The 14912-nt window shown below is 71.8% G+C and carries 8 protein-coding genes; 4 read left to right on the top strand and 4 right to left on the bottom strand.

Annotation, left to right across the window (positions count from 1 at the left end):
• Window positions 1-95: 95 nt before the first annotated feature.
• Window positions 96-1817, bottom strand: coding sequence for a bifunctional isocitrate dehydrogenase kinase/phosphatase (aceK, locus tag VLK66_RS17495; RefSeq protein ID WP_325310746.1), 1722 nt, complete (start codon window positions 1815-1817; stop codon window positions 96-98).
• Between the two features lie 503 nt (window positions 1818-2320).
• Here aceK and mprF point away from each other — a divergent pair.
• A complete protein-coding gene (gene mprF / locus VLK66_RS17490; RefSeq protein ID WP_325310745.1) occupies window positions 2321-4996 on the top strand; it encodes a bifunctional lysylphosphatidylglycerol flippase/synthetase MprF in 2676 nt (891 codons plus the stop codon).
• A 220-nt stretch (window positions 4997-5216) separates the two neighbouring features.
• Here the strand turns inward: mprF and VLK66_RS17485 are convergent, their stop codons facing one another.
• Complete coding sequence (locus VLK66_RS17485) at window positions 5217-7376, bottom strand: BamA/OMP85 family outer membrane protein (protein ID WP_325310744.1); 2160 nt, start codon at window positions 7374-7376, stop codon at window positions 5217-5219.
• A 290-nt stretch (window positions 7377-7666) separates the two neighbouring features.
• Between VLK66_RS17485 and VLK66_RS17480 the strand changes: the two genes are divergently transcribed.
• A complete protein-coding gene (locus VLK66_RS17480) occupies window positions 7667-7987 on the top strand; it encodes a hypothetical protein (protein WP_325310743.1) in 321 nt (106 codons plus the stop codon).
• Between the two features lie 7 nt (window positions 7988-7994).
• Here VLK66_RS17480 and VLK66_RS17475 read toward each other — a convergent pair whose 3' ends face one another.
• Entirely contained in the window at window positions 7995-8393 is a 399-nt protein-coding gene (locus VLK66_RS17475; protein WP_325310742.1) for a hypothetical protein, read from the bottom strand.
• A gap of 1127 nt (window positions 8394-9520) precedes the next feature.
• Here VLK66_RS17475 and VLK66_RS17470 point away from each other — a divergent pair.
• Together VLK66_RS17470 and VLK66_RS17465 are read left to right on the top strand one after the other, a co-directional pair.
• Window positions 9521-12454 (top strand): caspase family protein, encoded by a 2934-nt coding sequence (locus tag VLK66_RS17470; protein WP_325310741.1) that lies wholly within the window; start codon window positions 9521-9523, stop codon window positions 12452-12454.
• Window positions 12451-14391, top strand: a complete 1941-nt coding sequence (locus tag VLK66_RS17465) for a hypothetical protein (protein ID WP_325310740.1) — start codon at window positions 12451-12453, stop codon at window positions 14389-14391. The genes VLK66_RS17470 and VLK66_RS17465 overlap by 4 nt, the downstream gene beginning before the upstream one ends.
• 264 nt (window positions 14392-14655) lie before the next feature.
• On the opposite strand, the gene VLK66_RS17460 is transcribed toward VLK66_RS17465, so the two are convergent.
• On the bottom strand, window positions 14656-14912 hold a 257-nt coding region (locus VLK66_RS17460), incomplete at its 5' end, for a hypothetical protein (RefSeq protein WP_325310739.1).

Genomic DNA, 14912 nt, shown 5'->3' with positions numbered 1-14912 from the left:
GTGGACGTCGAACGAAAACCGAACGCCCCTATGATAATCGTTCCCTTTGTACTCTTCAAGGGTCTTGATCCGCGCCGCCACGAGGCGAGCGCGAGTCACAGGTTCTTGAGGCGGCGGCTCTGGGGGTAGGGGAAGAAATCGGGGACCTCGCCGGCCTTCTGGCGCTCCTGGATCTCGCGCCAGAAGCGGACGGTGAACAGGTCGCGGTGCGCGTCCATGAACACCTCGCGCAACGGCCCGGCGGGTACGAGGAAGGGGACGAACTCCTCGGGGAAGACGTCGCCCTCGTTCACCGAGAACCACGCGTCGGCCGACATCTCGTCCTCCTCGTACCGCGCGGTGGGGATGGAGCGGAAGCGGACGGCGGTGAGCAGCGCCAGCTCGTCGTAGTCGTAGAAGATCACCCGCCCGTGGCGCGACACGCCGAAATTCTTCATCAGCAGGTCGCCGGGGAAGATGTTGGCGCACGCCAGGTCCTTGATGGCGTTGCCGTAGTCCACGATCGCCGCGGCGGCCGCCTCCGCGTCGGACTCGCGGCAGAAGAGGTCCAGCGGGCGCAGCTTGCGCTCGGTGTAGAGGTGGCGGACCACGACGCGCCGCCCGTCGTCGCGGATGGAGCCGGTGGCCTCGGCGCGCAGCTCGTCCAGCACCGCGGGGGCGAAGCGGTCGCGCGGAAAGGTGAGGTCCTCGAACTCCTGCGCGTCCACCAGCCGGCCCACGCGGTCCATGCGGAAGACCAGGCGGTATTTCTCCTTCACCGTCTCGTGCGTCCCCGTCTTGCTGGCACCGAACCGGTCGCGGATGACCTTGAAGACCACGGCGTACTCGGGAAGGGTGAAGACGCACATCACCAGCCCCCGGATCCCCTCCGCCGGCTCGAAGCGCACGTCGCCGCGCGCGAGCTGGCGGACCAGCTCGCGATAGAGCTCCGTCTTCCCGTGCTTGTTGTGGCCCAGCGTGGTGTACAGCTCGTGGAGCGGCTTGGCCGGCATCAGCGTGCGCAGGAAGTCGATCGCCGCCGCGGGGCGATCGGTGTCGGCGTGGAAGTACGAGCGGGCGAAGGAGAAGACGACGTGCACCTCGTCCGGCGTGGTGAGCACCGCGTCCGGGCGCACGCCGCGCTCGCCGTTCACCAGGGGGATGACGAGCGGCCGCACCTCGCCGCCCTCCAGCCGCAGCCGGGCGACGAGATACGCCGCCTTGTTGCGGTAGAAGAGGAACGGCAGCGCGTCCGCGCCGCGCACGCGCTCCGCGTCCGCGCCGAGCTGGTGCCGCGCCGCGCGCTCGCACGCCTCCGCGTCGCCGCGCAGGTCGGCGAAGCGCCCGGCCAGCTCCGTCGCGCGGAAGAGCGCCGCGACCATCTCCGCCGACAGCGGGCCGTCCGCGCACTCGCGGTGGACGGGCTCCACGCCCGCCTCCGGGTGCGCCACGCCGTCGGCCGCGGCGGTGAACTCGAGCGCCGGCTCCACGCCGACGATGGACAGGACGCGGCGCATCACCGAGTTGTAGAACGTCTCCGCGATCTCTGCGTCGGGCCGCGCGCCGATCTCCGCGGCGAAGCGGTCGCGCGCGCGGGCGCCGTCGATCTCCGCGCCGCGCAGCCGCTCGACCGCGCCGGCTACGGCGGCGGCGTACAGGTCCAGCCGCTCGGCGGCGTCTTCCTGCCACTCGCGCCACTCGCGGTTCAGGAAGCGTGTGCGGGAGCGGCGCGTGACCTCGCGGAAGCGTGCGAGCCAGCGCTCGTACGCCTCCAGCACCTCCTCCGCCGCATCCGCCGCCGTTTCCACCCGCGCCCGCCGCGCCGCCGCTCCCCGCATCGCATCTCCTGAATCTGCCGAAATCCAATCACCCACCGGTTCATCACCGAATGACATCGATGAGCGAATGCAGGGGGCGTGCGAGGGGGGATTGGATGTGGGACGAGATCCGCGGGGGCGCTGCGCGCCGACAGCAGGAGAAGGGGGGAGAACTCCGCGTGGGTACTGGGTTTGGCGTCGTCCGCATCGTCCCTGAACGTCTTACCCGCGCCTGACCCAAAGACGTCATCCTGAGGCCGGCCACGCTGCAACCAGAATCGGGGCAAGCGCTTGCAGGCCGAAGGATCTATCGCCGGTCCAGCACGTCAGCGGCGATCGCGCGAGTGATGCCTCCCGTTCTTTCGAAGGATTATGCCGGCGGTTGGCGTGAAATCCCGAAATCACGTGCTTGGAGAGTATGGATCCTTTGGCCGGCAACGTCTGGCGCAGACGCAGGTTGCGGTGTGGCCGGCCTCAGGATGACGTCTCCTCTTCGGAGGCAATTCGGGTGAGCGGCCGGGACGATGCAGCGTGCTTCCCGCTGGCGCTTGGAGGCTTCGGCGCGGATTTTTCCATCCCCACGCACCGGACCCTTCACCCGCGACGCGAACCTGGGCAAGCACAAGAGGAAATCGGGGCTGCAGCGGCTGCACGCGCTCACGCCGCTGTTCGGCATCGCGCTGTTCGCGTTCGCGCTGTGGCTGCTGCACCGCGAGCTGCGCAACTACCACTACGCCGACCTGAAGCGCGAGCTGCGCAACCTGCCGCACTCGCGGCTGCTGCTGGCGGTGGCGCTCACGCTGGTGAGCTACGCGGTGATGACGCTGTACGACGCGCTGGGCGTGCGCTACGTGCGGCGCAAGCTGTCGTACCTGCGCATCGCCATGGCGTCGCTGGTGGGCTACGGGATCAGCATGACGCTGGGGTTCCCGCTGCTCACCGGCGCGCCGCTGCGCTACCGGATGTACTCGCGCTGGGGGCTCACGCCGGGCGAGATCGCGCGCATCATCGGCTTCTACAGCACCACCTTCTGGCTGGGCGTGCTGTCGGTCGGCGGGCTCTCGTTCGCGCTGGACCCGCCGAAGCTGCCGCCCGACTTTCCCGTCGACCCCGCGTGGCTGCGGCCGCTGGGGTGGCTGATGATCGTCGTCCTGGCCGCCTACCTGGTCCTGTCGGCGCTGGGGACGCGCATCGCCATCCGCGGGGTGCGCATCGAGCTGCCGTCGTTCTGGATGGCGGTGGCGCAGGTGGTGTCGTCGTCGCTGGACTGGGTGCTGGCGGCGTGGGTGATGTACGCGCTGCTGCCGCCCAACGCGCCCAGCTTCACCTCGTTCTTCGGCATCTTCCTGGCCGGCCAGATCCTGGGCCACGCCAGCCACGTCCCCGGCGGGCTGGGCGTCTTCGAATCGGTCCTCCTCTACTTCCTCACCCAGCGCATCCCCGCGCCGCAGGTGGTCGGCGCGCTGCTGGCGTACCGCGCGGTCTACTACCTTCTCCCCCTCGGCCTCGCCGTCCTCACGCTGGCGGGGCACGAGCTGCGGCGGCTGAAGACGCGCGTGGCGGGGCCCGAGCCGATGGCCGGCTGGTTCTCGGCGCAGGCGCCGCAGGTGCTGGCGATCGCGACCTTCGTGGGCGGGGCGATCCTCCTTTTCTCCGTGGCCACGCCGCTGGACCAGGACCGGCTGGGCACCTTCCGCCGCGTCGTCCCCCTCGTGGTGAGCGAGCCGGCGCACCTGCTCACGGCGGTGGTGGGGGTGATGCTGCTCCTGCTCGCGCGCGGGGTGCAGATGCGGCTGGCGGCCGCGTGGCGGCTGGCGGTGGGGATGATGGCGGCGGGGATCCTCTTCACGCTGCTGAAGGGGCTGGACTGGGAGGAGGCCGCCGCGCTGGCCGCGATGCTGATCGCGATGCTGGTGAGCCGCCGCCGCTTCCACCGCCGCGTGCCGGTGCTGCAGGAGCCGTTCACGCCGGGGTGGCTGGTGGCGGCGGGGGTGATCCTGATCGCCGCGGTGTGGGTGGGCTTCTTCGCGTACAAGCACGTGGAGTACAACGCCGGGCTGTGGACCACGTTCGGGTGGGAGGCCGACGCGCCGCGCTTCATGCGCGCGCTGGTGGCCATGTCCGCCGTCCTCGTCGCGTTCGGCGTCGCCCACCTGGCGCGCTCGCCGCACGCCGAGCCGAAGCCGCCGGCGGAGGACGAGCTCGCGGCGGCGCGGGCGATCGTCGCACTCTCCCCGCGCGCGGACGCGAACCTGGCGCTGCTGGGCGACAAGCCGCTGATGTTCAACCCCGCGCGGACGGCGTTCCTGATGTTCGGCGTCACCGGGCGCAGCTGGGTGGCGCTGGGCGACCCGGTGGGGCCGGCGGAGGAGCACGAGGAGCTGGTCTGGCGCTTCCGCGAGGAGGCCGACCGGCGCGGGGCGGCGCCGGTGTTCTACGAGACGGCGGCGGAAACGCGCCCGCTGTACGCCGACATGGGGCTGGCGCTGATCAAGCTGGGCGAGGAGGCGGTGGTGGAGCTCCCCGGCTTCTCGCTGGAGGGCGACGAGCGCCGCCACCCGCGCCGCGCCTGGAGGCAGGCGCACCGCCACGGCGTCAGCTTCGAGCTGGTGCCGGCGGAGGGCGTCGCGGCTCTGGTCCCCGAGCTGAAGGCGGTGTCCGACGAGTGGCTGGCGCGGCGCAAGGCGCGGGAGATGGGATTCGCGATGGGGCGCTTCGATCCCGCGTACCTCGCCAACTTCCCGCACGCCGTGGCGCGGCTGGGGGGGAAGGTGATCGCCTTCGCGACGGTGTGGCCGGCGGCGGAGGGAACGGAGCTGGCGGTGGACCTGGTGCGCTGGTCGCGCGCCGCGCCGCCGGGGATCATGGAGTTCCTGCTGGTGGAGCTGATGCTGTGGGGCAGGGCGAACGGCTGGCGCGAGCTGAGCCTGGGGATGGCGCCGCTCGCGGGGCTGGCCGCGCCCGACGTGTCGCCGCGCGCGGGCGCGCTCGTGTTCCGCCACGGCGAGCACTTCCGCGACCTGCACGGGCTGCGGCGCTACAAGGAGCGCTTCGGCGCGGAGTGGCGGCCGCGCTATCTGGCCGCGCCCGGCGGCCCGGAGCTGCCGCGCATCCTGGCCGGCATCGCGGACCTCATCGCCGGCAACGGGCGGGAAGTACGAAAGTACGGGAGTACGAAAGTACGCGCCGGGGTCGACTAGCATCGCTGGATCTCACGCGGAGACGCGGAGACGCAGAGAACTCCTCCGCGCCTCCGCCTCTCCGCGTGGGCCCTGCATCATCGAGGTGAACGCACCGCCGGTTCGGCGTGGCCGATGTGAAGTCCGCGAAGGCGGACTGCGTGCCGTTGTAGCCGCCACTTCAGTGGCATTTTCCCACGACAAAATCGGGTTCCCACGACAAAATCGGGGATGCGATGCCCTAGAACATCCCCCCCATCGTCAGCTGCAGCTGGATGCGGCGGCGGAAGGCGGACCAGCCGGTGGCGCCGCCGTACGGGTCGTACACGGCGTCGCCCAGGAACAGGTAGCCGCTGCCCGACGGGTCGCGCGCCAGCAGCGGATACCGCCGCGCGGGCGACGGATCGTACGCCGCGTCCACGCGCACCGCGCCGAACGACGTCACCACCTGCACGCCGACCCCCGGCGTCGCCAGCGACTCGGTGCGCCGCACCGCGGCCGGCGCGCCGTCCAGCGGCGACGCGCGCACCGCGCCCCAGTCCACGAACGCGGCCAGCATCACCCGCCGCGCCGCCCACCACCGCGCCTCGGCGCTCGTCTCCACCACCGCCGTTCCGCCGGTCGACCGCACGCCCACGGTGTCGCTCCCCACGCGCACGCCGTCGCAGCCGCCGGCCACCAGCGTGCATCCGGCGGGGAGGCGCGCGGTGTCGGCCTCCAGCAGCCGGGGGCCCAGCAGGTTGGCGGGAACGCCGCGCACCCCCAGCGGCCCGCCGCCGAAGAGCCGCAGGTGCGGCGGCAGCCTCCCGCCTCCCCCCGCCAGCACGCCGACTCTCGCCCGCGCGGCCACCTCGGTGCGCGCGCCCAGCCGCCGCGCCACGTTCCCCTGCGCCACCGCCCGCGCGTACCCGACGTCCGACCCCGCGCCCTCGGGCGCGCCGGAAAGGGAGAGGCGCGCTCCATAGAACCAGAGCGGCACCGCCACGTCCCACGCCGGCCCCTCCACCGGCCCGAACGTGGTCCGCCGCGCGCCGGGCGGCTGCCACGACACCTCCAGCTCCGCGGGGATGATCGTGGTCGCCGCCGTCAGCGGCGCGAGCTCGGACGGCGAGCAGGCGCCGTAGACGCCGCAGAAGAAGGCCTCGTCGGACTCGCTGTTGCCGCGCTCGGGGCGGATGCCGGCGACCACGTCGATCCCCGTCGCCACGTGCCGCGCCAGCGCCAGCCGTCCGTCCACGCCGCGGCGGGCGTAGGCGCGGGGGCTGGACTCGCGGCGGACGGCGGCGTTCACCAGCAGCCACGTCTCCGCGCCCACCGGCTCGCGCCACTCGCCGCTCACGAACCAGTCCGGCTGCGAGAACTCGCCGCCCGCGCCGCCGGTGCAGGGGAATCCGCGCAGCTGCGCGTTCAGCAGGTTCGACCCGCCGGCGGAGACGGTGATCACTCGCGGCGCCCCGAAGGCGTAGCGGGTGGACGCGTATCCCTGCGCGCCGATGCAGGTGGTGGACGACGCCACGCCCTCCAGCTGGAAGGCGCCCACGCGCGTCGGCGTCACCGCCACGCGCAGGTTCACCGTGGTGTCGCCGCCGCCCGCGGGAACGGGCTCCACCCGCGCCTCCTGCACGATGGGGAGCGCGTACAGCCGCTCCTGCGTCCGCCGCACGCGCGACGGGGCGAAGCGCTCGCCGGGCTCGTACGCCAGCCGCGAAAGCACGTCGCGCTCGCGCAGCGGCGGCTCGGCGGCGACCGTCGTGGTGCCGAAGACGGCGACGGGGCCGGGGACGACGGTGAGCACCACGTCGGCCAGGTGCGCCGTGCGGTCCACGGTGCCGGACGCCTCCACGCTGGCGAAGGCGTAGCCGCGCTCGGCCGCCGCGTTCGCCAGCCGCCGCTCGGAGGCCTGCAGGAGGGGGATGGAATACGGGTCGCCCGGCCGCAGGACGAGCGCGGGCCGGGCGATGGGCGGCTGGATGAGGTCGAAGCCCTGCACGGTGATGGTCCGCACGCGCACCGGCTCGCCCTCGGCGACGGTGAAGGCGACCTCCACGCCGTCTCCGGACGGGGTGATGGAGCTGGTGGTGCGGACGTCCAGGTAGCCCCACGCCTGGTAGAGCGAGTCGATCCGCGCCACGTCTTCCCGCACCTGGATGGTGTCCAGCGGCGCGCGCGTCCGCGTTCCGCCGACGCCCAGCGCGCAGGCGGGGGCGTAGAACACCGAGCGGCAGCGCGGCTCCGGCGTCTGGATCACCGCGCGGACCTGGCTTTCGCCCAGCGCGTGCGTGCCGCGGACGTCGATGTCGCGCACCTGCGTGGCGCGTGTCTGCGCGGCGAGCGGCGCGGCGGAGAGCAGCATCGCCACCAGCGCGGCGGATGACGGGAACGGCGAAAGGATCGGCCTCACGAGCGGTCGCATCGGTCGAAGACGGGTCGGGCTCTGGCTGCGCATCCGCGAATCTACACCGCCGGACGCATTTCGGACGATGCACGCGCCTGCACGGCCCGCGCCGGATCGGATATCATCGCGCGGCCGCACCATCCCGGGATCTCACGCGGAGACGCGGAGACGCGGGGGAGTTCTCTGCGTCTCCGCGTCTCCGCGCGAGATCGAGGGCGATGCGGGCACATCGCGCGTGGCAGCGGTGTACCCGAACGCCTCGCATCTCCCGAAAAACACAGGCGCTTTCAGGACCGATGGAAGACAAGAAGCTGATCCCGGACTCGTTCTACGAAGAGCGCCGGATCACCCCGAAGTGGCGGCACGGCGTGCTCCCGAAAGCGGGGATCTGGCTGGCGGGCGGCGGCTACCACGTGGCCGTCCACGGCAGCGAGGCCGAGGAGCGGCTGCGCGAGGACGGCGCGCTGCTCATCGCCACCCTCGTGTTCGACGGATCGCACGCCGACCGCCCCGTGCGCGGCGACGTGTCGCTCTCGCTCTACCCGCCCGGCGACCTGCCGCCGCTCGGCAAGCAGCGCGCGGTCGAGAACATCGGCTGGGCGCCGGCCAGCAACTGAACGCTCTTTACGCGGTAGGCGCCTCACCGTCCGCCGGCTCGGCACGCGCGCTTGCTTCAGTACGAACATCGAACACTACGTCGTCAAGACCAAGCGGTGTAACCGGGCCCTGAAACTTCGGCCCCGCGACCCACTGCCTGAACGCGTGTTGTTGCTCCTCCAACTGCGCCCGCAGTTCGGGAGTCGATCCGAAGAAGGCAGCGATTCGCTCCGAAAGTTCGCCGGAGACGCACGAGGCGAACATCAAGGTGGTGTCAATCCACTCAAAAAAGTGCTGCTCCTCCGCCGGGACGGCGTACACCTGGGCGGCGACGGCCCGAGCGGTTTCCGGGGTGCCGCCAATCTCCAGCGCCGCTCGCAACTCGGCCTCCGTAAGGAGCGCGAGTTGATTCCGCCGCTCTGCCATCGGGGCTCTTTCCCTATCAGTAAGTTGTCGGGTGATGGGGACCGCGGATCATGTGCAGGTCGCTTTGTCCCGCATAGGTAGCGGTTCCGATCCACAACCGGAATCCGAAAGCGTTCGGCGAGTACCCGCCCGAGCAGTTGACCTTGATCGTGCCCGACTCCGCGATCCACCACGCATCCTCGCTTACCGTAGGATGCGCGATGATATACGTCGCGGGTGATGGCGCGGCACTGACGCGCGTCATCTCTCCGTCGAACTTGAACGTGTGCAGGATTCCCGCGACAATGGTCCCGGCTGTGATGACTTTGCCCCCCAGGACTTGGGGACAATTGCGCGCAGAGAGGTCATTCGTTGAATCCGATGGTGCGCTGTAGCTCGAATCCGGAGGAGGCGCTGTACCCCCGCCGCCGCTGCCCGGAGCCGCCGGATCGCTGCTCGGCGTCGGTGCGACACCCGCATCGCCCGGCGTAGTCGGTGCCGCCTTGCAGTTCGGGTACTCGCCGCCGTACCGACATTCAGTCGCGGTGATTCCGGGGCAGCGTAAACTCCGTCCTGGCCGAGCCAGTGGGGCTGCGATCCGGGCCGGTCACTGCATCGGCGCATGCGCAAAGCGAGGCTGTGACAGCTACCGTCACAAGCCGAGTGGTTACCCATGCCATTCGTGAAGTGAGAAGTATCCGCATTTGTATACCCCGCCTGACGTGAGGTTCCATAAGGCTCGGCCCATTGCCGCACCTCTCCCGCGCGGGACAGTGGGCCCGCCGCATTCCTGGCTCGACCCGTCTCCACCCCCTCTTCTAGAGGCTCGGCGCGATGCTCCCTTACAACGAGGAAGCAGCGACGTTTTCTGACGTTACTGGAACGGCCACTTGATGCTTGCAAATTGCGCCAGGCTTCACACTGCCTGGCGCGACGCCGGCTTGCGCAGCGGGCATTCCGGAGTTGTCGATGCGTGTACCGCCCTTCAAGGTAAAGTCCCGCCTCCCGGCCATCCATTCATCCGACCAAGTCCGCCTACCGCGCACGAGATGCTTGCATCCGGGCCGCGGCGGCGTGAGAGATGTACGTCTTCGCGCCGGACTTTCATGCCGATTCCGATCCGATCCCGCCTCCCGGAGCCCCTCGCGATGCCGAAGCCCTTCCGCCAGCTGAAGCTCGACCAGTTCGCCGACGAACTCGCACGCTTCCGCTTCACGCGCAAGGTCACGCGCGTGCACATGCACCACACGCAGGAGCCCACCAGCCGCGACTACGCCAAAGACGCCAGCGGCAGCATCGAGCAGATGTGGCGCTACCACACGCAGAAAAAGGGGTGGAGCGACATCGCCCAGCACCTGACCATCGCCCCCGACGGCACGGTGTGGACGGGGCGCGACTGGAACCGCACGCCCGCGAGCGCCACCGGCTTCAACGACGGCGTGTTCATGTTCGAGACGCTGGGCGACTTCGACCGCGGGCACGAGCGGCTGGAGGGCGAGCAGCGCCGCGCGGTGATCGACGTCATCGCCCGCGTGCAGATCAGGTGCGGGCTGCCGGTGGATTCGCTGCACTTCCACCGCGAGTACACCGACGAGAAGACCTGCCCGGGAACGGGGATCAGCAAGGCCGGGATCCTGGCCGAGGTCCGCGCCCGCCGCGCCGAGCTGGAGGGCACCCGTGCCTTCGCCGCCGACGCCGGGCGCGGGGGACCGTTCCCCGAGTCGCGGATGAGCAGCGCCGTGCCGGACGGGACGTGGCCGCGCGGCGGCCCGGGCGCCCGCCCGTTCGCCGCGGACGCGCTGGAGCCCGCGCCCGAGGACGACGGCGAGCCCGACTGCGGCCCCCGCGCCGACGCCGCCTGCGCGGACTCCGGTTACGACGGCTCCGGCCGCGACGCCCGCGATCGCGGCGACCCCGGTGATGGAGCGGAGGACGAAGCCGCGCGCGGGGTGAGCTTCACGCCGGGCGAGCTGGCCGAGCTGCGCGCGCACGTGGTGAACCTGAACCAGGGGCGCTTCTCCAACCGGGGGATCATGCGCACCACCCCGGCCGACGTGGACGCCATCTTCCGCGAGCACCTGCCGCGCGCGCTGGAGGCGGCGCAGCGCGAGGGGCGCCCGCTGCGCATCCTCTTCTGGGCGCACGGCGGGCTGGTCTCCGAGGCGCGGGGGATCGACTACGCGCGGCTCACGCACGGCTGGTGGCTGCGGAACCACGTCTACCCCATCTACTTCATCTGGGAGACGGGGATCTGGGAGACGCTGCTGAACCTGCTGCGCGGCCGCCCGCGCGCGCTGGAAGCCGTCCGCGGGCTGAACGTGGACCGCGTGCTGGAAGAGGTCGCGCACCGCGCCGGCGGGCCCACCGTGTGGGGCGGGATGAAGAACAGCGCCGCGGCGTCCGTCGACGAGCGCGGCGGGGCGGCGTACGTGGCCGAGCGCCTGGCCGAGTTCTGCCGCGGCGAGCACCATGTGGAGCTGCACGCCGCCGGGCACAGCGCGGGCTCCATCTTCCACGGCGTCTTCATCCCCAGGGCGCTGGACGCGGGCGCGCCGGCCTTTCGCACGCTGCACTACCTGGCGCCCGCGGTGCGCATGGACGAGTTCGTCCGCCGCATCCCGCCGCTCCTGGCCTCCGGCGGCGGCGTGGACCGGCTCACCGTCTACACCATGCTGCGCGAGTTCGAGGAAGACGACAACTGCGGCGGCATCTACCGCAAGTCGCTCCTCTACCTCATCCACTACGCGCTGGAGGCCGAGCGCGGCACCCCCATCCTGGGGCTCGAGGACTCGCTCCGAGCCGATCCCGAGGTGGCCGCGCTGCTGGGGCTGGGCGGGCACGGCGGCCCGCACGAGGTGATCTGGTCGCCCACCAAGGCCGGGCACGGCCGGAGCGCCAGCCGCAGCACCAGCCACGGCGGCTTCGACAACGACGCGGCCACCATGGAGAGCATCCTCCGCCGCGTGGCGGAGCTGGGGGATGGCGACGCGATCATCCCCTTCCCGGCGGCCGCGCAGCGCGACTTCACCTTCGAGGACGCGGGCGGCCTGGGGATGGGCGGCGGTGACCTGGGCGACCTCGGCGATGTCGGCGATGTCGGCGATGTCGGCGGCGACGGGCCCGGCGTGGGCGCTCCGGCTCCCAAGAAGAAGCCCGCGCCGCCGCAGTCCGCGTACGATCCGCCGTCCTCGCGTCCCAAGCCCGCGAAGCCGCAGACGGGCGATGGGCGGGGGACCAAGCGCGCGCTCTGCGTGGGGATCAACGCGTATCCCGCGCCCAACACGCTGCACGGCTGCGTGGCCGACGCGCGGGCGTGGCAGGAGGAGCTCGCCCGGCTGGGCTTCGAGGTGGAGATGCTGGAGGACGGCGACGCCACCGAGGCCGCCATGCGCGCGGCCATCGGCCGGCTGGTGCGCGGCGCCGGCCCGGGCGACGTGCGGGTGCTGATGTACGCGGGCCACGGCACCCAGTTCCGCGACCAGGGCGGCGGCGCGGGAGACGGCGAGACCGACCGCAAGGACGAGGCGATCGTCCCCGTGGACTTCGGCGACGGCGCGTGCATCCTCGACGACGAGCTGTTCGGGATGATCGGGGGGATGAACCCTGGCGCGTCGCTCACCTGCTTCTTCGACTGCTGCCACTCGCAGACCGCGCTCCGCGCCACGCTGGTGCGGGCGCTGGAGATGGCGGCCGCGGGCGATGGAGACATCAGGCCCCGCTACATCGACCCCACGCCCGAGATGCTGGCCGAGTACGCCCGCCGCCGCCGCGCGAGCCGCGGCAGCCGCGGGCCGGGGCTGCGCGACCTGCACCGCGCGAACGCCCTGAACGCGGTGCTCTTCTCCGCCTGCCGCGACAACGAGGTAGCCATGGAGGAAAGCGGCCACGGCGTGTTCACCCGCCGCACCGTGCCGCTCCTGTCCGCCGCGGTGCGCGGGGGGCTCACCAACCTGCAGTTCCGCGCGAAGATCGAGGCCGCGTTCGGCGACTCGCCCGGCCAGCATCCGGGGCTCGACTCGCCCGAGGCCGCGCGCGGGTGGACGCTGCTGGGCAGCCGCGGCGGCCGCGCGGCCGGGGAGTGACGACCGTGGCCGTGCTCCCCGACGCCCCCCAGAACTCCACCCCCGCCGCCTCCGCCGCCATCGCCCAGATGCGCGAGGGCGGCGGGCCCGACCTTCCCGACGGGGAGGCGAAGTGCCCCGGGGTGGGCCAGGATTTCGAGATCGGCCCGGGCGTGGAGCGCGGCGCCGCCGTCCGTCCCTACGAGCGCGCGGCCGACGACCCGCTCTACCGCCCGCTCCGCATCTACACGCTCGACCCCGCCGCATCGCGGCTGGAGGGCGCGGTCGCGGTGGTGAACGTTCCCTACGAGCCGCTGGAGCCCGGCCCGGCCGGAAGCGTGCTGCGCGTCACCCCGCGCGACGGCGACTCCGGCGAGCGCTACCGCGTGGCGGAGCTGGACGCCCCCGCGGTGCTCATCCGCAACGGCTACGACCCGTCGCCCGCCGACCCGCGCTTCCACGCGCAGATGGTGTACGCGGTGGCCAGCCTGACCTACGCCGCCTTCCGCCACGCGCTGGGGCGCCACGTCCCCTGGGGGTTCGATCCCCATCCGCAGGACGCGGCGCACCAGGGCACGCGGCTGCGCGTCCTCCCCTTCGGCGGCGAGGAGCGCAACGCCGCGTACGAGCCGGGCGACGGCGTGCTGCGCTTCGGCTACTTCACGGCCGACGGGCCGGTCGCCGGGCGCAACGTGCCCGGCGGCACCATCTTCACCTGCCTGTCGCACGACGTGGTGGCGCACGAGACGGCGCACGCGCTGATCGACGGGCTGCGCTCGCGCTTCCTCGTTCCCACCGGCGGCGACGCGCTGGGGTTCCACGAGGGGTTCGCGGACCTGGTGGCCATCTTCCAGCACTTCAGCTACCCCGACGTGGTGCGCGCCGCCATCCGCCACTCGTCGGGCCGGCTGGGGCGCGCGGCGCTGCTCACCGACCTGGCCCGCCAGTTCGGCCACACCACCCGCAAGGACGGCAAGGCGCTGCGCAGCGCGATCACGCTGGACGCCGAGGGGCGGGTGAAGCCGAGCGTCTACGCGCCCGACCTGGAGGTGCACGACATGGGGTCGGTGCTCGTCTCCGCCGTCTTCAGCGCGTTCCTGGTCGTGTACGAGCGGAAGACGGAGCGCTACCTGCGGCTGGCCACCGCCGGCACCGGCATCCTCCCCGAGGGCGAGCTCCCGGCCGACCTGCAGGCGGTGCTGGCCGACGAGGCCAGCCAGCTGGCCAGCCAGTTCCTCACCGTCTGCATCCGCGCCATCGACTACTGCCCGCCGGTGGACCTGTCGCTGGGCGAGTTCCTGCGCGCGGTGCTGACCGCCGACTACGACCTGGTTCCCGACGACCCGTGGGGCTACCGCGAGGCGTGGATCGATGCGTTCGGCGCGCACGGCATCTACCCGCCGCACGTGCGCAGCCTGGCCGAGGACGAGCTGCGCTGGAAGCGCCCCGCGCGCGAGATCCGCCCGGTGGACAAGCTGAGCTTCGCCGAGCTCAAGTTCGACGGCGATCCGGGGCGCCCCTCGTCGGCCGGCGAGCTGCGGCGGCAGGCGTGCGCGCTGGGCATGATGGTGCGCGACAACCTGGACCAGTTCGGCCTGGCCGCGCAGGGAGACGAAGCGCTGAAGGGCGACACGGTGGAGCTGCCGATCGTGCAGTCCATCCGCTCGTCGCGGCGCGTGGGCCCGGACGGGCAGGTGGTGTTCGACCTGGTGGCCGAGGTCACGCAGCGGCGCAACGCGAGTCGCGGCTTCCCGATGTACGGCGGCGCGACGGTGATCCTGGGCCCCACGGGCGACGTGCGCTACGTGATCGCCAAGAACGTGCTGAACGAGGAGCGGATGGAGCGGCAGGCGCGCTTCGTGGAGGGCGCGGGCGCGCGCTTCTGGAGGCGCCGCCCCGACGGCGTGCGCCGCCCCGTCCGCGAGGTCTTCCGCCTGCTGCACGCGGAAGGGAGATGAGACCGGTTTCGCATTCCGGATCTGGCAATCATCCGTACCTTATAAACGCACAGAGAGACGTCATCCTGAGGCCGCCCACACGGTCTCTATCTCCGCACGGGCGGTTGCAGGCCGAAGGATCCATAGCCGAGGCCGCACGTCAGCGTCGGCTTTACCCCCGAAGGTTGATCACGCGGTGGATTGGGATTCAGGAGACGCAAAGAGCGCGGAGAGGGGATGATTTCCCGTCCGCGCTCTCCTCGTTTGCTGCTCGCGTATCCAGCCTTATGCGGAGACGATCATCCCGAGCCGCGGACGAATCTCCGGTGCTTCATCCCGACTGACGTGCTGGGACGTGATAGATCCTTCGGCCTGCAGATGCTTGCGTTGAACAGGTTTTGCGTGGCCGGCCTGAATGGAAAGTTCCGCGTGCAGCCGGTCACCGGCGACTAAAGTCGCAGCAACAACTACGGGAAGCCTCGCAAACTGCGCGAGGCTGTTCGGCTCGGCAGCCGGTTCCGCTCTGGAGGACGCCTCCCCCT

Source organism: Longimicrobium sp., from assembly GCF_035474595.1.
Lineage (GTDB): Bacteria > Gemmatimonadota > Gemmatimonadetes > Longimicrobiales > Longimicrobiaceae > Longimicrobium.
The sequence above is the reverse complement of the archived record's forward strand: the minus strand, read 5'-3'. Positions and strand labels throughout refer to the sequence as shown.